Source organism: Clostridium sp. 1001275B_160808_H3, from assembly GCF_015550425.1.
In the GTDB taxonomy this organism is placed as follows: Bacteria; Bacillota; Clostridia; order Clostridiales; family Clostridiaceae; genus Clostridium.
The window spans coordinates 25,317-46,290 of sequence record NZ_JADNAT010000016.1 but is presented as its reverse complement, the minus strand read 5'-3'; the positions used below and the strand labels follow the sequence as shown (position 1 = coordinate 46,290).

At 25.7% G+C, this 20,974-nt stretch carries 21 protein-coding genes; 18 read left to right on the top strand and 3 right to left on the bottom strand.

Going from position 1 to position 20,974, the window contains the following annotated elements; all coding sequences use genetic code 11:
- The first annotated feature begins 130 nt into the window (after window positions 1–130).
- From I2A75_RS12720 to I2A75_RS12695, 6 genes are all read left to right on the top strand, one after another.
- Window positions 131–814, top strand: a complete 684-nt coding sequence (locus tag I2A75_RS12720) for a VTT domain-containing protein (protein WP_195265051.1) — start codon at window positions 131–133, stop codon at window positions 812–814.
- 517 nt (window positions 815–1,331) lie between these two features.
- On the top strand, window positions 1,332–2,036 hold the full coding sequence (locus I2A75_RS12715; RefSeq protein ID WP_195265049.1) for a response regulator transcription factor: 705 nt from the start codon (window positions 1,332–1,334) through the stop codon (window positions 2,034–2,036).
- Window positions 2,011–4,185, top strand: a complete 2,175-nt coding sequence (locus I2A75_RS12710) for a sensor histidine kinase (protein WP_195265047.1) — start codon at window positions 2,011–2,013, stop codon at window positions 4,183–4,185. Before I2A75_RS12715 ends, I2A75_RS12710 begins: the two co-directional genes overlap by 26 nt.
- Before the next feature lie 136 nt (window positions 4,186–4,321).
- Window positions 4,322–5,251, top strand: a complete 930-nt coding sequence (locus I2A75_RS12705) for an ABC transporter substrate-binding protein (RefSeq protein WP_195265045.1) — start codon at window positions 4,322–4,324, stop codon at window positions 5,249–5,251.
- A 1-nt stretch (window position 5,252) separates the two neighbouring features.
- The gene (locus tag I2A75_RS12700; protein ID WP_195265043.1) at window positions 5,253–5,951 is read left to right on the top strand and encodes an ABC transporter ATP-binding protein; all 699 of its coding nucleotides are present in this window, start codon (window positions 5,253–5,255) and stop codon (window positions 5,949–5,951) included.
- A complete protein-coding gene (locus I2A75_RS12695; protein ID WP_195265041.1) occupies window positions 5,944–6,690 on the top strand; it encodes an ABC transporter permease in 747 nt (248 codons plus the stop codon). The genes I2A75_RS12700 and I2A75_RS12695 overlap by 8 nt, the downstream gene beginning before the upstream one ends.
- A 146-nt stretch (window positions 6,691–6,836) precedes the next feature.
- Here the strand turns inward: I2A75_RS12695 and I2A75_RS12690 are convergent, their stop codons facing one another.
- Complete coding sequence (locus I2A75_RS12690; RefSeq protein WP_195265039.1) at window positions 6,837–7,736, bottom strand: copper oxidase; 900 nt, start codon at window positions 7,734–7,736, stop codon at window positions 6,837–6,839.
- A 280-nt stretch (window positions 7,737–8,016) separates the two neighbouring features.
- On the opposite strand from I2A75_RS12690, the gene I2A75_RS12685 reads away from it, so the two are divergent.
- Genes I2A75_RS12685 through I2A75_RS12675 form a run of 3 tightly spaced genes read left to right on the top strand, consistent with a single transcriptional unit; the run spans window position 8,017 to window position 10,154 of the window.
- Window positions 8,017–8,697: a response regulator transcription factor gene (locus tag I2A75_RS12685; RefSeq protein ID WP_195265037.1), complete on the top strand. Its 681-nt coding sequence runs from the start codon at window positions 8,017–8,019 to the stop codon at window positions 8,695–8,697.
- Window positions 8,690–9,916: an ATP-binding protein gene (locus I2A75_RS12680; protein ID WP_195265035.1), complete on the top strand. Its 1,227-nt coding sequence runs from the start codon at window positions 8,690–8,692 to the stop codon at window positions 9,914–9,916. Before I2A75_RS12685 ends, I2A75_RS12680 begins: the two co-directional genes overlap by 8 nt.
- A 13-nt stretch (window positions 9,917–9,929) precedes the next feature.
- Window positions 9,930–10,154, top strand: coding sequence for a hypothetical protein (locus I2A75_RS12675; protein ID WP_195265033.1), 225 nt, complete (start codon window positions 9,930–9,932; stop codon window positions 10,152–10,154).
- A 123-nt stretch (window positions 10,155–10,277) separates the two neighbouring features.
- On the opposite strand, the gene I2A75_RS12670 is transcribed toward I2A75_RS12675, so the two are convergent.
- Window positions 10,278–10,691, bottom strand: a complete 414-nt coding sequence (locus I2A75_RS12670) for an EamA family transporter (RefSeq protein ID WP_195265125.1) — start codon at window positions 10,689–10,691, stop codon at window positions 10,278–10,280.
- A gap of 116 nt (window positions 10,692–10,807) precedes the next feature.
- On the opposite strand from I2A75_RS12670, the gene I2A75_RS12665 reads away from it, so the two are divergent.
- Both I2A75_RS12665 and I2A75_RS12660 read left to right on the top strand, forming a co-directional pair.
- Complete coding sequence (locus I2A75_RS12665) at window positions 10,808–11,260, top strand: metallophosphoesterase family protein (protein ID WP_195265031.1); 453 nt, start codon at window positions 10,808–10,810, stop codon at window positions 11,258–11,260.
- Window positions 11,261–11,437: 177 nt separating this feature from the next.
- Window positions 11,438–12,202, top strand: coding sequence for a hypothetical protein (locus I2A75_RS12660; protein ID WP_195265029.1), 765 nt, complete (start codon window positions 11,438–11,440; stop codon window positions 12,200–12,202).
- Window positions 12,203–12,292: 90 nt separating this feature from the next.
- Here the strand turns inward: I2A75_RS12660 and I2A75_RS18110 are convergent, their stop codons facing one another.
- Window positions 12,293–12,424, bottom strand: a complete 132-nt coding sequence (locus I2A75_RS18110; RefSeq protein WP_257443303.1) for a hypothetical protein — start codon at window positions 12,422–12,424, stop codon at window positions 12,293–12,295.
- A gap of 320 nt (window positions 12,425–12,744) precedes the next feature.
- On the opposite strand from I2A75_RS18110, the gene I2A75_RS12655 reads away from it, so the two are divergent.
- From I2A75_RS12655 to I2A75_RS12625, 7 genes are all read left to right on the top strand, one after another.
- Window positions 12,745–13,425 carry a response regulator transcription factor gene (locus tag I2A75_RS12655; protein ID WP_195265027.1) on the top strand — a complete coding sequence of 227 codons (681 nt, stop codon included), beginning with the start codon at window positions 12,745–12,747 and terminating at the stop codon, window positions 13,423–13,425.
- Window positions 13,416–14,432 (top strand): sensor histidine kinase, encoded by a 1,017-nt coding sequence (locus tag I2A75_RS12650; RefSeq protein WP_195265025.1) that lies wholly within the window; start codon window positions 13,416–13,418, stop codon window positions 14,430–14,432. The genes I2A75_RS12655 and I2A75_RS12650 overlap by 10 nt, the downstream gene beginning before the upstream one ends.
- Window positions 14,433–14,546: 114 nt before the next feature.
- On the top strand, window positions 14,547–15,317 hold the full coding sequence (locus I2A75_RS12645; protein ID WP_195265023.1) for an ABC transporter ATP-binding protein: 771 nt from the start codon (window positions 14,547–14,549) through the stop codon (window positions 15,315–15,317).
- Window positions 15,307–17,298: an ABC transporter permease gene (locus I2A75_RS12640; RefSeq protein ID WP_195265022.1), complete on the top strand. Its 1,992-nt coding sequence runs from the start codon at window positions 15,307–15,309 to the stop codon at window positions 17,296–17,298. The genes I2A75_RS12645 and I2A75_RS12640 overlap by 11 nt, the downstream gene beginning before the upstream one ends.
- Window positions 17,299–17,429: 131 nt before the next feature.
- The gene (locus tag I2A75_RS12635) at window positions 17,430–18,428 is read left to right on the top strand and encodes an LLM class flavin-dependent oxidoreductase (RefSeq protein ID WP_195265020.1); all 999 of its coding nucleotides are present in this window, start codon (window positions 17,430–17,432) and stop codon (window positions 18,426–18,428) included.
- Window positions 18,429–18,619: 191 nt separating this feature from the next.
- The gene (gene surE, locus I2A75_RS12630; RefSeq protein WP_195265018.1) at window positions 18,620–19,384 is read left to right on the top strand and encodes a 5'/3'-nucleotidase SurE; all 765 of its coding nucleotides are present in this window, start codon (window positions 18,620–18,622) and stop codon (window positions 19,382–19,384) included.
- Between the two features lie 47 nt (window positions 19,385–19,431).
- A complete protein-coding gene (locus I2A75_RS12625; protein WP_195265123.1) occupies window positions 19,432–20,949 on the top strand; it encodes a ClC family H(+)/Cl(-) exchange transporter in 1,518 nt (505 codons plus the stop codon).
- The last annotated feature ends 25 nt before the right edge of the window (window positions 20,950–20,974 follow it).

Below are 20,974 nucleotides of genomic sequence, written 5' to 3'. Positions count from 1 at the left end.
AAAAATGAGATTAAATAAAAGTGGTAGTAAATAAAAAGTGAGATTACAAAAATCACTAAGTATTTTAAGGTTAGTATTTTCGAAGAAGTTCATTCAATTTAGAAAATTAATTTGTAAAAGGAGAGAATTAATGAGTAAAAGAAAGATACAAGCAAAACAATTTATATATTTGTTGATAGTAATAGTATCATTTATATCTATAATAATTTACTTAAAATCAAGTGGGATTTTAGGCTATATGGCATCATTAGAAGATTTTAAAGTATATATTGAGGGATTTGGAAACAAAGCTTTTATTATATTTTTTTTATTACAATTAGCTTCTATCATTATTGCTCCTATACCTAGCAATGTAAGTGCTGTGGCAGGGGCAATGGTATTTGGAATGTGGGAGTCTTTTATAATAACTACTTTAGCTATAATTAGTGGATCGGCAATAATATTTTACTTATCAAGAATATGTGGGAAAGCATTTGTAGAAAGATTTGTAAGTGATAAGATTTTGAATAAATACGAAGAAATAATAAACTCACCAAAGGGAGAAATAATAATATTTTTAATGCTGTTACTTCCGTTTTTCCCTGATGATATTATAAATTTTTTAGTTGGACTTAGTAGTATGAGTTTTAAAAGATATTTTATTATACTAATACTTACAAGACCATGGGAAATCTTAATAGCATGTGCATTAGGATCAGCTAAATTATCAATTCCATTATGGGGATGGGGACTAGTACTATTAGTATCTATAATTATAGTAATAAATAGTAGTAAAATAGAAGACAAATTAACAAAATTAATAAAAGCCATATAAATATAGGAGTTGTCATAAGACAACTCCTATTATAGTTTATTATTAATTGCAAAAATTCGAATTTTATATTCTATATTCTTAGATATAGCAGATTATTATTTTGTCTTAATAATTTTAGATACATAAAAATAAAGAGGAGCTTGGTATCCGGCGAAAGACAACCCAAGCTCCTCGAGTAATTAGCACTTACGTACCAACTGCTCAATTAGAATAACATTAAATAGATAAATAGTCAACAAAAAGTTTTATTTTCTTTATAAATTAATAAATTTTCATATTAGTAAGCTAATATAAAGAATGAATAAAAATAAATGTTTGTGAATTTAAAGCTATTATATTAGATGGTATCAACAAATTAAAAGATTATAGTGAGAAAATTAAAGAATCTCTTTAGAAATTTTTTAGAATTAACTAAAGTTTATCTTTAGGATTTCAAGATATACTTTAGTTAATGAGATTAATTTAATACTTTTATTGTATAATATTTATATTATTACAGAAAAAGCGGGGTTGAAATATGAAGTCATATAATGTTTTAGTTGTAGAAGATGAAAAGGAAATAGCTGATGCTATAGAAATATACTTAAAAAACCAAGGATATAATGTTTTTAAAGGATACAATGGAATAGAGGGGTTAGAAATTATAAATAAAGAAGAAATTCACTTGGCTATAGTAGATATAATGATGCCAAGGATGGATGGAATAGCTATGACTATGAAACTTAGAGAAAAATATGATTTTCCAGTTATAATGCTTTCAGCAAAATCAGAAGAAGTTGATAAAATAATGGGATTAAACATAGGTGCAGACGATTATGTGACTAAGCCTTTTACACCTTTAGAATTACTAGCTAGAGTAAACTCTCAATTAAGAAGATATTCAAAATATCTAAGTTTAGTAGGTGTAGAAAAGGAAAAATCTAATAGCTTTATAATTGGAGGACTTGAATTAAATATTGATACAGTTGAGTTAACTGTTGATGGGAATTTAGTAAAAATAACTCCAATTGAATTTAAAATACTTCATTTGCTTATGCAAAATCCAGGAAGAGTTTTTTCAGCAGAAGAAATATACGAAAGAGTATGGAATGAGCAAGCAATTAATACTGATACAATAATGGTTCACGTAAGAAATATAAGAGAAAAAATTGAAATTAATCCTAAAAATCCAAAATATTTAAAGGTGGTGTGGGGAGTTGGATACAAAATTGAAAAGCAGTAAAAATAATTATTTTTTAAGTGCAATAGTATATATATTAGTGATTATGACATCAATAGGTTTAGTGGCATCTTACCCTAGAATAGCAAAACTTGCAAATGAAAAAGAAAAGCCTTCATATTTTGAAGATTATAATTTTCAAATGGATCTATATAAAGGAAGTTTTGTATTGTATAAAGATATTTTAGAAAAGGAGCAAAATAAAGATATTCCTGCTGATGAAATCTTTTTTAAAGAATATAAAGGCTATAGTGAAAATGATAGAGTTGATTATAGCTTTATAAAGAGAAATATTAATTATGAAATAGGTAATTGGAATAAAGTATTAAAAAGAGAATTAAAGAATTTAGATTATTATATAGTTGATAAAAAAACTAATACGTTTTCTTCAAATACGGAAAAAAAATTAAGTGATTTAATTTTAAATAAAGATAATAAAGAAGCATTAAATGATTTAGATAATTATTATGGCTATTACATGGTTATTGATTATAATGACTATGGAGAAATTAGTGTAAATAACATAAAAGGTGCTGATGAAAATGTAATAAGCACTTTCTTAGATTTTCAGTGGAGAAATTTAATTAATGGAGATAGTGATTTTGTTTTATCAAATCCTAAAAATATAACTATTGTTTATGGTGTACCAAATGATCTTAAATATGTTGATAGAATAAGCAATTATATTGATAGAGCAGATAGCTATGCATATGGGGATATAATACTAGTTTATATATTAATAGCTTATATAGCTATAATGTTTATATCGTTAATTATTCCATTTAGAAAATCAAAGGATATTATAGGAGTTAAAAGAATTATTAAGATTCCTTTTGAAATAAGTGTAATTTTAATTACGTTAATAACAGCTTTAGTTGCGTTTTCACCTAATATATCCTATTGGACCGTAAACAATGAATGGGTTAAGGAATCACTAGTAAGAGTTGGAATACCATTTGAGTTTACAAATTCAATATTAATGATAGGTAATATTGCTTATTGGTTTGTACTATTAATAACAGCTTTTACAGCAGTAGTGTTAATTAAATATATATTTAATAAAGGGTTAAAAAACTATATAAAAGATAATACAATAATATATAAAATATTTAGGCTAATAAAAAGAATATGGACAAAAATATATGATGAAGTTACAAATGTAGATTTAAATGATAAATCTAATAAAATAATAATAAAGATATTAGCAGTTAACTTTATAGCTCTTGCTTTTATGAGTATCATATGGTTTTTAGGAGTAGGTGCAGCTATAATATATACAGTATTTTTATATTTTGTTTTAAGAAAGTATTTTAATGATATAAGGAATAAGTATCAAATATTATTAGAAGCTACAAATAAAATTGCAGAAGGTAATTTAGATGTTACTATAGAAGAAGAACTTGGAGTTTTTGAACCATTAAAAGATGAACTTCAAAAAATACAAAAAGGATTTAAAAACGCAGTTAATGAAGAAGTAAAAAGTCAAAGAATGAAAACGGAACTTATTTCTAATGTTTCTCATGATTTAAAAACACCATTAACATCAATAATCACTTATATAGATTTATTAAAAGATGAAAATATAAGTGAAGAAAATAGAAAGCAATATTTAGATACATTAGATAGAAAATCTCAAAGGCTTAAAAATTTAATAGAAGATTTATTTGAAGTTAGCAAGGCAACAAGTAAAAACATTCAATTAAATATAGTTAATGTAGATATAGTTTCACTTATGAAGCAAACTCAATTTGAATTAAGTGATAAAATTGAAGAATCATCACTAAAATTCAAGTGGAATTTCCCAGAAAATAAAGTTATAGTTCCTTTAGATAGTCAAAAAACTTTTAGAGTGTTTGAAAATTTATTAATAAATATAGTGAAATACTCAATGCCAAACTCAAGAGTATATATAGATATAATAGATGGAAATGAAGAAGTTTATGTAATGTTAAAAAATATGTCAGCAAATGAAATAGATTTTACAGCTGAAGAAATAGTAGAAAGATTTGCTCGTGGAGATAAGTCTAGAAATACAGAAGGATCAGGACTTGGATTAGCAATAGCTAAAAGTTTTGTTGAATTACAAGGTGGAACATTAGATATAGAAATAGATGGAGATTTATTTAAAGTAGTATTAAAATTTAAAAAATAGTTAAAAAAATCACTAATATACCATATATATTAGTGATTTTTTATAATTTATACAATAAATTTACTGTTAATATTGAAATAGATTGTCTAGTTAACTATAATTAAATTGAATTAAAAGTTTGTAGGAGGATTAACAAATGAGAAATTTAAAAAAATTGTTATCACTTATTTTGATATCAATGTTCTCAGTTATTTTAATTGGATGTGGATCGAATGAAAAAAATAAAGAAGTTTCTGTGGAAGATGCTACATTAAAAATTGGTTTAATGCCAGCTGTTGATACAGCACCAATACTTATTGCAGAAAAAAATGGATATTTTAAAGAGGCAGGTATAGATGTAGAAATAGAAATTTATAATAATGCTCAAAATAGACAAAGTGCTCTTCAAAGTAATGCTATAGATGGAGCAATGACTGACTTTATAGCTGTTGCTACTAATGTAGATGGTGGATTTGATATAAAAGCAACAACAATGACAGATGGAATGTTTCCTGTATTAGCTACTGAAGGAGCTACAGATAAAAAGGACATAAAAGTAGGAATGATGGAAGTAAGTGTTTCTAATTACTTAATCGATAAGTGGCTTGGAGATAAATATAATGTAGAAAAGGTATTTATAAATGAAATACCAGCAAGACTTGCTGCTTTAAAAAGTGGTGAAGTTGATATGAGTTTATTCCCAGAACCAGTAGCTTCAAATGGAGAATTACAAGGATTAAAGAAAAATATTTATGGAATGGATGATGAGTTTTCAGCAGATTGTTTAGTGTTTACTGGAAAAGCTATATCTGAAAAACCAAATACTATTAAGGCCTTCCATGAAGCATATAATAAAGCTGTAGAAGAAATAAATAAAAATCCTGAAATGGCAAAAGATATATTAATTGAAAAAATACCAAATACAAATCCTGCTGTAAAAGATATTATGGTATTACCTACATATAAAAAAGCAGCCCTTCCAAGTGATGAGTATTTACAAAGTATAATAGACTGGACTGAAAAGACTTTAAATAAAGATTTATCAGTAAAGCCAGCTGATTTACTAGAAGGAAAATTTGTAAAGTAGAATGATAAAAATAAGTGATTTAACCGTTAAGTATAAGGATGAAAAAGCTATAGATAATTTAAGTTTATCTATAGAAAAAGGAAAGACTTATGCAATTATAGGAAAATCAGGATGTGGAAAGACAACCCTGCTATATACTATAGCAGGGCTTATTTCTAATTATGAAGGGAAATTAGAAATAGAAGGAGAAACATCTTTAATACTACAAAATTTAGGATTATTTAATTGGTTCACAGTATATAAAAATATAGAACTTGGATTAAATAAATATAAATTTACAAAAAAAGAAAAAGAAAAATTAGTTAATGATGTATTAAAAGAATTAGATTTATTAAGTTTTAAAAATAAATATCCAAAGGAACTAAGTGGAGGCCAAAAGCAAAGGGTAGCTATTGCAAGAACTATTATAAGCAATCCAGAAACTTTATTATTAGATGAAGCAACTTCTGCACTAGATTCAATAAATAAGGAAAAAATCCAGGATTTACTTTTAGAAATAAAAGATAAGAGAAATAATACTATGATTTTAGTAACACATAGCATTGAAGAAGCTGTTTTTTTAGGTGAGTATATAGTTGTTATGAAAGAAGGTAAAATACATAGCATAATTAATAATAAGTATTTTGGAGATAAAGATATAAGAAGAAAACAAGAGTATATAGAAATATGTAATGAAGTAAGAGGTAAACTATATGATTAAAGAGCTACTATTAAAAATTATAAAAGGCCTCTATGGAGTTATAATTATATTTGTTTTATGGTATTTATTAAGCATATTAATAGGTACTAATATGGTACCAACCCCTAAAACTACTATATATGAGTTAATAAGATTATTACAAAATGATTTTATATATCATATTTTATATAGTATGTATAGAATATTGGGAGCTATATTAATATCATTAATTATAGGTATTCCAATTGGGATTGCTCTTGGACTTAGTAGTTTAGTAGATAAAATAATATCACCAGTAGTATATTTACTATATCCTATACCAAAGATAGCATTTTTACCTATATTTATGGTTATGTTTGGGATAGGTGATAAATCTAAAATAATACTTATGGTAACTATAATTGTTTTTCAAATTTTAATAGTTACAAGAGATGCAGTTAAAGAAATTGACAAAGATGTTTTAATATCTGCAAAAGTTATGAAATTTAGTAAAAGCGACACTATATTAAAAGTAGTAATGCCTGCAATAGCGCCTAAAGTATTTTCTGCTTTAAGAGTAAGTATAGGAATTGCAATTTCAGCTTTGTTTTTTAGTGAAAATTATGCAACTAAATATGGAATAGGATATTATATAATGAATTCATGGTCAATGGTTGATTATAAAGGAATGTTTGCTGGAGTATTAGCTCTTAGTATTATGTCTCTTATTATATTTAAAATTATAGATTTATTAGAAAAGAAAATATGTCCATGGAATTAATAAAAGCCTAATTAGTATATAGAACATACTTTCTTAAGTATATTTATAACTAATTAGGTTTTTATTTTAAATGATAATTGTATAAATTGTTTGATGTAGCAAATTAATAGATATAAAAATAATTATTTAAGCAAAATTCTATTATATTATTTATCTATATAATTTACTGTAGTAAACATTCCGCCAACTCCTGGGGCAGCATTATTAGTTACATGATGAGGCATATGACAATGCATTGGCCAAATACCAGGATTTTTAGCTATAAATTCAATATCCCATGTTTCTCCTGAGGCAACTAAAATTGTATTTTTATATATTTGAGTTTCTTTTCTTATTGGGAATCCATCGGCACCAACAACTTTAAATTCATGACCATGAATATGAATTGGATGATGATGCATTTGGATATTACAGAATCTTACCTTTACAGTATCGCCATAGCAAACTTCAAGTGGATCAGTAGAAGGATAACATTTACCATTCATGGTGAAGAAATTAAATTCAGGCATTTTAAATGTTAGGTTATAGGTGCCTTTAGTTATATCTCCCCAAGGTAATTCATTAACTGCAAATTCTTGAAGAACTACAAAATAATCTTTATAATTTTTTCTTTTTTTATCTTTTGGATCCTCTATGATAAAGCCTCCAAGAAGTCCTGCATTATCTTGAACTAGAACATTAACATGGGAATGATACATATATGTTCCAGGTGGATTATTAATTTTAAAATGATAATCAAAGTATTCACCAGGTTCTATGAAGGGTGATGGTTCAATTGGAGGAACACCATCCATATCATTAGGTACTTCTAAACCATGCCAATGAACGCTTGTTTTTTCAGGTAAGTTATTTATAACTCTAATGCATACTTTATCGGATGGGTTAACTTTAATAGTTGGGCCTGGTACTGAGCCATTATAGCCCCAGGCTCGTATAAAAAGTCCAGGTATAAGTTCCAAGTTAACTTCTTCTGCAATTAAAGTAAAATGCTTAACTCCATCTTTATAAATATAATCTAAATCCTTTATTCCAGGTGTTATAACCATAATAAATCTCCTATTAAATGACTATGGTAATAATATATTTATTTAAAAAGAAACTGTGATAATTTGTAATACTTAAATTAACTCTAAAAACAGTAAATAATGTAGTTAAGTAGAATTTAATTTAATTTAATTTTAAGGTTTCTGTGATAAAATCTTATTAAAACTAACAATACTTATATAAAGAATTAAAAATCGGATATAATCTAGAAAGAGTAAAGTAGGAAAAGTTATGAATGAGAATAAATAAGTTACAATTTTATAAAATTGAGGGGGAATGAATATGAAGCTATTATTGGTAGAAGATGAAAAAGAACTTTCAGAAGCGTTATTTCAAATATTAACAAATAATAAATACTTAGTTGATGCCGTCTATGATGGGGAAGATGGGCTAGATTATGCTTTAACAGGAATATATGATGTTATAGTTTTAGATATCATGCTACCTAAATTAAATGGATTAAGCTTATTGAAGCAGTTAAGAAAATCAGGGGTTTCTACACCAGTTATTATGCTGACAGCTAAAAGTCAAATTGAGGATAGAGTTTTAGGGCTAGACTTAGGTGCAGATGATTATTTAACAAAGCCTTTTGCTACAGAAGAGTTACTAGCGAGACTAAGGTCTATAACTAGAAGAAAAGGAACGGTTGTAAATGACAATATATTAACTTATGGAGATATAAGTTTAAATATAGATACTTATGATTTAGATGTAAATAATGAAAGTATAAGATTAACTTTAAAGGAATTTGAAATAATTAAATATTTTATGGAAAGACCCAAATGTGTTGTTAGTAAAGATGATTTAATAACGAAACTTTGGGGGTTTGATTCAGAGGTTGAATATAACAATATAGAAGTATATATTTCATTTATAAGGAAAAAATTATCTTATTTAAAATCAAATGTAAGTATTGTAACTATAAGAGGTGTAGGATACAGAATGGAGGATAGTGGTGTTTGATAAATTAAAGAAGAAGTTTATATTAATAAATATGTCACTATTAACCTTAGTTTTCATACTGATTTTTGGAACTGTATATGCTAATACTGCTATTAATATGGAAAAGGATTTAGAACATCAATTAAAGAGTGCAATGTTTAATCCTCATAAGGGGCCAGGGCCAGATTCACCAATGATGACTAGTAGTATAATCATTGATTTGGATACTGAAAATAATATAGCTAATGTAGTAACCTTTATGGAAGTTAAAAAGGAAATTTTAGAGGATATTGTATATAAAATAATAAAAAGTGATAAAAAATTTGATAAAGTTAAATTAGATGGAAATAGTTATGGTTATATGAAAGAAACTACTAATAAGGGAATGAAGATAGTGCTTATGAGTAGAGAGCCTCAAATAAACGCTTTATCAAGTCTTTTAAGTTCATTTTTAACTATTGGTAGTATAAGCTTAATAGTATTACTTTTTATAAGTATTTATTTAACTAATAAAACTATAAAACCTATAAAAGATAGTTTTGAAAAGCAAAAACAATTCATTGCAGATGCTTCACATGAGCTTAAAACACCACTTGCAATTATAAGAACAAACACATCTGTAATCTTATCTAATAAAGAAGATACTATAATTAATCAAATTAAATGGGTAAATTATATAAATAATCAAACAGAGAGAATGGCAAAATTAATTGATGAAATGTTATCTTTAGCTAAGCTTGATACAGGTAAGGAGCTTATAGAATTTACAATATTTGATTTAAGTAAATTGTTAAATAATATATTATTAACATTTGAAGCTGTTATATTTGAAAATAAAATTGAACTAGAAACCAATATTTTAAATGATGTGCTTTTAAAAGGAGATAAAGAAAGCATAAAAAAAGTATGTATAATCCTATTAGACAATGCAATAAAGTACACTAATAAAGATGGTAAAATATATGTTGAACTTAAATTAGATAAAAATAAAGTAAGATTAAAAGTTAGAAATACAGGTAAAGGGATAAAAAGAGAAGATTTAGATAAAATCTTCGAAAGATTCTATAGAGTAGATACATCTAGATCTAGAGAAACTGGTGGATATGGATTAGGATTATCAATAGCTAAATCTATAGTTGAAAGTCATAATGGGAAAATATATGCAGAAAGTAATATTGGGAAAGATACCACGTTTATTATAGAATTTAATAGTGAAAAATCAAATTTAGAATTAAAATAGGAGAAATGTTATTATGAATGATAGAGATTATATAGAAAAAGAAACAAAATTAATTTATGGGTATATATTGCAAGATAATGAGCAATTTGATAATAAAAAGCAATTATACGCAAGGATATTTAATAATATAAAGACTACAGCAAGGTGTGATATTGGAGGTCTTGAAACACTGGATTTATCGTTAAGTGAAATTAAAGAAATTATAAAAGATGTAGTTGAAAATTATAAGGAGGATTAAATTTTAATTAATAATTGAAAATAGATAATGGACAATTAATGAAAAAACTCAGCTTTGGCTGAGTTTTCTTGTTAATTTTAAGTTTTTACAGTTAGTTTTTTAGTTAATAGTGAATAATAATCTCTATAAGATCATTATAAAAGTTCCAATTGCAATGAATATTCCACCTAGAACTGTTTTCACTGTAAGTGCTTCTTTTAAAATGACAAAAGCTAATACCATGGTTATTACAACACTAAATTTATCTATAGGAACTACTTTTGAAGCTTCTCCAATTTGAAGGGCTTTGTAGTAGAATAGCCATGATAGGCCAGTAGCTATACCAGATAAAATTAAAAAAATCCAGCTTTTTTGACTTATGTTATTAATTTGATTTATGCTACCATTAATAAAAACTATTCCCCAAGCCATTACTAAGACAACAACAGTACGTATTGCAGTAGCTAAGTTTGAATTTATGTTTTCTATTCCTATTTTAGCTAAAATAGATGTAAGTGCAGCAAAAAAAGCTGATAGCAATGCATAAATAACCCACATATTAGCAACTCCTTTAATATTAAATTTTTTTATCAATACAACATCCTCCATAAAATGTATAATTTAAATTTAATTATATAATACCATTAAATATACAAAAAGGTGATGATAAATATATGAAAATAGGGATTATTTCAGATACACACAATTTGTTACGAGAAGAGGTAATATGCTATTTAAATAAGTGTGACTTAATAATACATGCAGGAGATATTTGTAATAAGGAAATATTATTAAAACTTAATAGTATTACAAAAACAGTTGCAGTAAAAGGTAATAATGATAATGAAAATTTCGAAGGCATATTAAATAAAGAAGAACTATTAGAAGTAGAGGGAAAGAAGATATATGTTGTTCATGAAAAAAATAATATAAATGTTAATTTAGAAGAAGTTGATATTATTATATATGGACATTCACATAAGCATAGTTTAGAAACATTGGATAATGTTATATATCTTAATCCTGGAAGTTGTGGTAAAAGAAGATTTTCATTGCCTTTAACCATGGCTATTATGAATATTAAAAATGGAAAAGTGCAAATAGAAAAAATAGATATAAATAATTAAAAAACATACATATAATATACACTTAAAGCATTATATATAGTAAAGGAAAAATTAAATATTAATTATAATTTAATAATACTTAATACTTAAAAAACTATTAAGATTAAAGAAAAAAAGAGGAGAACAGTAGTAGGGTATAGAAATAGTAACTGTATCAAATTTTATGGAGGGGGTAGTATGGTATTATCAACTAATCCGGCAGTTAGGCTATACGAGATCTTAAGTAAATCAAAAGAGTTTTGTAGTAATAATGCTAACAAACAAAATAGATTTAGAACGGTAGAATCAGTTCTTGCTCAGGTTTTCGATTTAGATATAAACGATGACGAGAAAATATTTAAATCTATCATACAAATTATTGAAATGATAGAAAATATAAAAAAACTTACTAATAAGATTGAAAGTAATTCAAAAGAGGAATTGGTAAAATCACTAACTAATTTTGAAAAGAAAATTATGGCTATAGGATTAGAAGATGATATACACAAGCTAGATATTATAATTACAAAGGAAATATTGATATCTATAAATGGGTTAGCATTAGCTTTAGATGTATGTAATCAATATAGAAATATTGAAGAAGAGAATTTAATGAAATTTAAAGAAAAGATAGAAGTATTAATGGAAGACCTTGAGGATTTAGAAGTAAATGAGGAACTGAAATTATTTTTAAATAATGTACTCGGCGATTTATATCATAAAATTGAAGAATACAAGATATATGGAATAGATGGATTAAAAACATCTATAGAGCAAGGGCTTGGAAGTATAATGCTAAATAAAAATATTTGCGAAGAAGCTTCTAAAAATCAAAAGTTTAAAGAAAATATAAAAAAGGTTTTAAGTTTGCTTACAAGTATTAATACTACTATTTCTTTTGTCAAAAATATAATACCAATAGCACAGGATGCAAATGATATAGTAAATCGATTATTAGGATAGAAAAATAATAAATGTTAGAAACATGTATATAGTTAATTAATAAAAAATACCGTTTATTTTATAAACGGTATTTTTTATGGATATTAAGTTTTATTTATATGTTGTATGAGTAGATGGTTCATTTTCACCATATGGAGTTTTTTCATTAGCTTTATTTTTAATTCTCTTATCATAATTAGGTGATGATGGGTTAGTAACATCGTTAGAATTTTTGTTTTTCATTTTAAGTCCTCCTAAATTATTATTATCAATAATAGAATTCCCTTATAAATAGAAAATATTATTTTATAATTTAGAATAATAAAATGTCTTTCTTGAATTATTTAAATTTAATATTATTTATAGATAACTAAATTTTTATACAAACTAAGATAGTTTGTACAAATTTAAGTGTGTATTTTAATAAAATAAATTTATTGACTATTTAACATAAAATCAATAAAAATTATGTAAATAATTAATTGCATTAAATATATAAGTTTGATATATAATTGAGTATAGTACAAAATAAGAAAAAAATGGATTTATAATTTGGAGGAAATATGGATACGAAGAAAATTTTTATAATAGAAGATGAAGAAAAAATAAGAAATGAATTATGTACATTTTTAAATAGATATGGATATGAAACTAGTTATTCTTTAAATTTTGAAAATATAGTAGAAGAGTTCATGAAGGAGAAATATCATTTAGTTTTATTAGATATTAATTTGCCATATTACGATGGGTATTATATATGTAGAGAAATTAGAAGAAGGAGTTCTGTACCAATAATAGTAGTTACTAGCAGAGATAGTGAAGTAGATGAGCTGATGAGTATGAACTTAGGTGCAGATGATTTTATAACAAAGCCATATAATACTCAAATACTTTTAGCTAGGATATCTTCAATAATAAGAAGAACTTATAATAATTCCGATTCAGAAGTATTAGAATATAGAGGTCTTTTACATAATCTATCTACAAGTGAAGCTGAATATGACAATAAAAGAATAGAATTAAGTAAAAATGAAAGTAGAATACTATATGTTTTAATAAAAAATAAAGAAAAGATAGTATCAAGAAATGAAATAATTGAATCTTTATGGCAATCTGATGAGTTTGTTGATGATAATACATTAACAGTAAATATAAATCGTTTAAGAAAAAAACTAGAAGAAATAGGTGCAATAGATTATTTAAAAACTAAGAGAGGGCAAGGATATATATTAATATGCGATTAATAGATTTTATTAAAGAAAGAATATTATTTGTTGTAATAAGTATAGGTATATTAATTTTTACTTCAATATTACTTAATGCTTTAAATGTAGATTTATATGCAATTATATTTATATTTATCTTTAATTGTATTGGAATATTAATATTTCATATTTATGATTATTTTAATAAGAAAAAGTATTATAATGAGTTAATTTCTAATTTAGATGTGTTAGATAAAAAATATTTAATTTCAGAAATTTTAGAAGAAGGAAGCTTTTTAGATAGTAAAATTTTATATTATGTACTTAAAGAAACTTCTAAATCAATGAATGATGAAATAGCTTCTTTAAAAATAAATAATAATGAATATAGAGAATACATAGAGTTATGGGTTCATGAAATAAAAACTCCAATATCAAGTTGTAAATTACTTATAGAAAATAATAAATCTGAATTAACTAAGAGTATAGATGAAGAAATAGATAAAGTTGAAAATTATATAGAGCAAGCACTTTTTTATACAAGAAGTAATGCTTTAGAAAAGGACTATATTATAAAAGAGTTAAACTTAAAAAATTCTGTAAACAAGGTTATAAAAAGAAATGCTAATGTTTTAATAGAAAGAAAAATAAAAATCGAAACTAATGATTTAGATGTAACTGTGTATTCAGATAGTAAGTGGATTGAGTTTATTATTAATCAAATATTATCTAACTCTATAAAATATATGAGAAGGTATGAATGTAAGATTAAATTTTATACTAAAAAATCAGGTGATAACATTGTATTACATATTGAGGATAGTGGTATTGGAATGAGTGAAAGCGATGCAATTAAAGCTTTTGAAAAGGGATATACAGGAGAAAATGGACGTAAATTTGGAAAGTCAACGGGGATAGGTCTATATTTATGCAAAAAGCTAGCAATTAAACTTGGGCTTGGAATAAGTTTAAATTCAGAACTCAATAATGGGACTAAAGTATCAATAACATTTCCTATAAATAGAATGATGATTTTTGAAAACTAATTTTAAATATTATTATATTACAAAAGTGTAAGTTTTCTGTTATGTTCTTCAATGGATTAAATAGCTGCTAAACATTAGAATTATCCTATAGTATCAAATAGGAGGAATAATAATATGGGAAAAGAAGTATTAAGAGTAAGTAATATAGAAAAATATTATGGAAGAAAAGGTAATATAACTAAAGCAATTAATAACATTAGTTTTTCAGTAGAAGAAGGGGAATTTATTGGTGTAATGGGGTCATCTGGAAGCGGTAAGACTACACTGTTAAATTGTATATCAACTATAGATAAAGTGACTAGTGGTCATATTCATATATCAGGAAATGATATTACAAAGTTAAATTCAAAAAAAATAGCAAAGTTTAGAAGAGAAGAACTAGGGTTTATATTTCAAGACTTTAATCTCCTAGATACTTTAACAGCCTATGAAAATATAGCATTAGCTTTGACTATATTAAAGACAAATCATAAGGAAATAGATGAAAAAGTTAAAGATATAGCAAGAAAATTAAATATTGAAGAAATTTTAAATAAATATCCATACGAAATGTCAGGAGGACAAAAACAAAGAGTTGCATCTGCTAGAGCAATAATAACAAGCCCTTCATTAATATTAGCAGATGAGCCTACAGGAGCATTAGATTCCAAATCAGCTAAAATGCTATTAGAGAGTATGGAAGATTTAAATGAAAATCTAAATGCAACTATTATGATGGTTACACATGATGCTTTTTCTGCAAGCTATGCAAGAAGAATTTTGTTTATCAAAGATGGTAAGATATTTAATGAATTAGTTCGTGGAAATGACTCTAGAAAAGAATTCTTTGAAAAGATAATTGAAGTTATAACACTTCTTGGAGGTGACCAAAATAATGTATTCTAAGTTAGCGTTTAGAAATTTAAAAAGAAGCTTTAAAGACTATACTATTTATTTTCTAACATTAGTATTTGGAGTATGTATATTTTACACTTTTAATTCAATACAATCTCAAAGTATTATGATGGAGTTAAATGATATGCAAGCATCTGCATTTGAACAAGTAGAAAATATAATGGGATATGCTTCGATATTTGTATCTTTCATATTAGCATTCTTAATAATATATGCAAACAATTATTTAATAAAAAGAAGAAAAAAAGAGTTTGGAATATATATGACTTTGGGAATGGAAAAGGGAAGTTTATCAAAAATAATTTTTATAGAAACTTTACTAGTAGGAATAATATCTTTAGCTATTGGACTAGGTTTAGGAATACTATTATCACAAGGACTGTCAGTATTAACTGCAAAAATGTTTAAAGTTAATCTTATTAAATTTAAGTTTATCTTTTCATATAATGCGATGATAAAAACTATAGTTTGCTTTGGTGCCATTTATTTATTAGTATTAATGTTTAATTCTATATCAATAAGAAAAATTACTCTTATAGATTTATTAACATCATCAAGAAAAAATGAAAATATAAAAGTAAGAAATATCTGGGTTTCAGTAATAATCTTTTTTATAAGTTGTATTATACTAGGATATGCTTATTATACTGTCCTTAAGGGTGGAGTAGCAACTTTAGAAATAGGTATTAGTGGATTAAGTATATTATTAGGTTCTATAGGAACATTCTTATTTTTCTTTTCATTATCTGGTTTTTTATTAAAGATTGTTCAAGCTAATAAAAAATACTATTTAAAAGATTTAAATATGTTTGTATTAAGACAAATAAATAGTAAGATAAACACAGTTTTTATATCAATGTCCTTTATATGTTTGATGTTGTTTGTAGGGATTTGTATGCTTTCAGGTGGACTTGGAATTAGCAGTGCAATAAATGAAGACATAAAAGATTTAACACAATATGATTTAACATTCTGGAATTTAAAAGGGATGGATATAGAAAAGGCGTTGGAAGAAAGTGAAGTAGATTTAAGTGAATATTCCGATAAGTACGTTAGTTATATAAATTATACTGGTGACCTTAAATATAATGATATTTTATCAGAAGATGGAAGAGAAAAGCTTAAAAATTTCTATCCTGTTTCAGTAAATCAACCAGTTCAAATCATAGGGTTATCAAAATTTAATGAAATTATGAAGATGTTAGATAGAGAAAATATAAGCTTAGAAGATAATGAATATGCAATATTCACAGATATAAATGATTCAGTAAAAGTATTAGATAAAGTCTTAAGTGATAATAAGGAAATAAATATAAATGGAACTATTCTTAAACCAGGTATAGATAAAGCAATAGAAGTTGTAGCTTATAATCAAATGATGAAAAGTAATATATGTACTATTGTAGTTAATGATAAATTTATAAATGGATTGACAGCCAAAAGTTCATTTTTAAATTTAAATTATAAAGAAGGAAATAGTGATATTGAAAATCTAATTAGTTCAGAGGTAGATTCTATAATAGAAAGCAAATATCAAAATTTATATTATATGTCTAAAGAAGAATTAGTGACTGATACATCAAGTGCAGGAGCGTTAATATCTTATTTAGGAATTTATATTGGTGGAATATTCCTAATAACATCAGCAGCAGTATTAGCTCTTCAACAATTATCAGAATCAACAGATAATATTGAAAGATATAATTTACTTAGAAAAATAGGTGTAGATGATAATATTATTAATAGATCTTTATTAAGTCAAATAGGAATTTACTTTATGATGCCTTTATCATTAGCTTTAATACATTCAATAGTAGGATTAGAGTTTTCTAAAAATGTCATAAAGTTATTTGGTAGTATAAGCATAATGAATAATATATTAATATCTTTATGTGTATTGCTGGTGATATATGGTGGATATTTTATTGCAACTTATATTGGAGCAAAGAAAAATATAAATCAAAATATATAATAATTATTATTAGTTAATAGTTTCTTAAAAGTGCCTACTTGTAAATTTTTAAAAAGTATTTATAGTAAAGCTATAGGAAAAGATAAATATAGTTTAAAAAATATAGTTTAAAATAATAGGAGGCAAATTAAGTGAAAATAAAGTTAAGTGCATTAGATCAATCTCCTATTGGAGAAAATTCAAATGCAAGTGAAGCATTAAAAAATACAATAATCTTAGCTAAGGAATTAGAAAAGCTAGGATATCATAGATTTTGGGTATCAGAACATCATGATACAAAGAGCTTAGCAGGATCTAGTCCAGAAATACTTATATCTAGTATTGCTGCCCAAACTGAAAAAATTAGAGTTGGCTCAGGTGGAGTTATGTTACCACATTATAGTCCATATAAAGTTGCAGAAAACTTCAAGCTTTTAGAAGCATTATATCCAAATAGAATAGACTTAGGTTTAGGTAGAGCACCAGGAGGAATGCCTTTAGCTACTAGAGCTTTGCAACAAGGAAAAAATATTTATTCTGATGATTATGCAGATAAGGTATTAGATTTAGTAGGATATATTTATGATATGATGCCTGAAAATCATGCATTTAAAGATTTAAAAGCTACTCCACTTATAAATACAGTTCCTGAAATTCATATTTTAGGTTCAAGCGGAGGAAGTGCTGGGCTTGCTGCTCAAATAGGAGCTTCATATGCTTATGCTCAATTTATTACAGGTGGAATGGGAGTTAGTTCTGTTAATTGGTATAGAGATAACTTTAAAAATTCAATAATTTCATCTTCACCTAATACAATAATATGTAGTTTTGCAATTTGTGCTGAAAATGAAGAAGAGGTAAGTAAACAAGCAGCTATTATGGATTTATCATTAGTTCTTGTGGAAACTGGTAGATCTCAAGGAATACCTTCTTTAGATACAGCCTTATCTTATAAATATTCTGATGCAGAAATGCAAATTGTAAAAAGAAATAGAAGAAGGATGTTAATAGGGACTCCTGATAAGATAAAAGAGCAAATATTAAATATGAGTGAAATATATAAAACAGATGAATTTATGCTTATAAATCTAAATACAGATTTAAATTCTAAGATAAATTCATATAAGTTAATAGCAGAAGCTTTCAAATAAAATATTGCAAGAAGTAATGTAGTTAAAATATTGCAAGAAGTAATGTAGTTTGATTTATTTAAACTGTATTACTTCTTTTTATCTTATTTAGTTTTATGCTAGTATATAATATATAAGGAAAAAATAATAATATAAATAATAAGTATTATTAAATTTAGAACAAAAATAATAATATTTGGAGGAGGACTTATATGAGAATATTAATTACTAATGATGATGGAATTAATGCTAGAGGAATATTTGATTTAGCAAAAGAAATATCTAAAAAGCACGAAATTATAGTTGTTGCTCCTAGAGAACAAAAGAGTGCTTCAAGTCATTCTATATCCATTCATAATCCTATTAAAATAAGAGAAGAGAAATTAGATGATAATTTTAAATCATATAGCTTAGTAGGAACACCAGCTGATTGTACTCAAGCAGGGTTATCTCTACTTGGAGAAAATATAGATTTAGTTATTTCAGGAATTAATAGAGGTCTTAACTGTGGGACAGATATTTTATATTCAGGTACAGTATCAGCAGCAGTAGAAGGAGCGATATATAGTGTACCTTCAATTGCTATTTCTATGGATGTAGATTGGAGCAGAGAAGATGAGGATTATTCTAAAGCTGCTAAATGGATAAGTAAAATAGTAGATATAGCAGAAAAGGATTACTTAAAAGATAATATTGTTTTAAATGTTAATATCCCAAATATAAATGAAGAGGAAATTAAGGGTTTAAAGGTTTGTAAGCTAGGAAAATCCACGTATAAAACAAATTATATTTTAGTAGAAGAAAATGAAGATAAAGTTTATATGACTAAAGGAATTAGAAATGAGATTTTAGAAGATGATTCTGATTTATATTTTTTATCTCAAGGCTATGTAACATTAACACCATTACATTTTGATTTTACAAACTTTAAAATATTAGATGAAGTAAAAGATATATTTGAAGACAAGGTGATGTAACGTTGGAAGGAGAAAAAATAAAAGATATATTACTTCAAAGAAAAAATATGAAGTTTAGGTTAATTATTCAAGGAATTATCATAGGATTAATTACAGGTGGAGTAATAGTATTAAATAGATTAGGAATAAATAAACTATATTCAGTTTTTGTCAAATTTTATAAATGGGGAAATAAAGGAGTAGTAAATTCTATTTTAGTAATAATAGTTTTAGCTCTTATAGGATTACTAGTAGGCCTTATGGTTAAGAGAGAAGGCATGATTTCAGGTAGTGGTATTCCACAGGTAAAGGGTAGAGTGATAAATAAGCTTAAAATGAACTGGTTGAGAATACTGTTTTATAAGTTTATAGGTGGAGTATTAGCACTATCAGCTGGTTTATCTCTTGGTAGAGAAGGTCCATCGGTACAGATTGGAGCTTCTATAGGAGAAGGAGTTGCAGAGAAAACATGTAAAAAAATGCCGGTTAAAAAAGAGTTTTTAATAACAGCAGGGGCATCTGCAGGTCTTTCAGCTGCATTCAATTCACCTCTATCGGGGATAATATTTGCATTAGAAGAAATTCATAGAAGTTTTTCCCCATTAGTTTTATTATCAGCTATGGCTGCTGCAATAAGTGCAGATTTTATATCAAAAAACTTTTTAGGAATGGAGCCAGCATTAAATTTTAGTGAAATGAATGCAATACCTTTAAAATATTATTGGATGTTAATAATATTAGGAGCTTTTACAGGTATATTGGGGGTTTTATTTTCAAAAGGAATATATTTATTTCAAGATATATATTCTAAACTAAAAAAGATACCACAGGAAATAAAAGTTATGATACCTTTTGTAATAACAGCTATTGTAGGATTAATAGCACCTATGTTATTAGGTGGGGGGCATGAACTTATATTAGAGTTAACATCAGGAGAGCAGTCAATTTTATTTTTAATTATAATATATATTTTGAAATTTCTTTTGTTATTAGTTTGTTTTGGCTCAGGAGTACCAGGAGGTATATTTCTTCCTATGCTACTTCTTGGGGCAATAATAGGAGATATTTTTGGAGTTATATCAATAGAATTATTAGATGTTAATAGTTCATTCATAATTAATTTTATAGCATTAGGAATGGCTGGATATTTTGTATCAGTAGTAAAAGCTCCGATAACCGGAATTGTTCTTATAATGGAAATGACAGGTTCATTTAGCCATTTACTATCATTATCAGTTGTTGTAATAATTTCATTCATTACTTCTGAATTTTTAAGGAATGAGCCGATATATGAAGTATTATTAGAAAGGTTACTTAAGAAGATTGGAGTAAGCAAAGAAGAAAATGATAATAAGAAAGCTATATTAGAATTTGTAGTTGAAATGGAAAGCATAGTAGAAGGAAAATTTATAAATGAAGTTGACTGGCCTAAGGATTGTCTACTTGTTTCTATAAAAAGAGGAGAGAAAGAAATAATTCCAAGAGGATCCGTAAAATTAATGAGTGGTGACTATATAGTAGTTTTAGTAAATATAGATAAACGGGCTATGGTAATAGAGGAGATTAATAGTTTGACCTTAGTATAGTAAGAAAAGTGAAAAGGGAATAGTG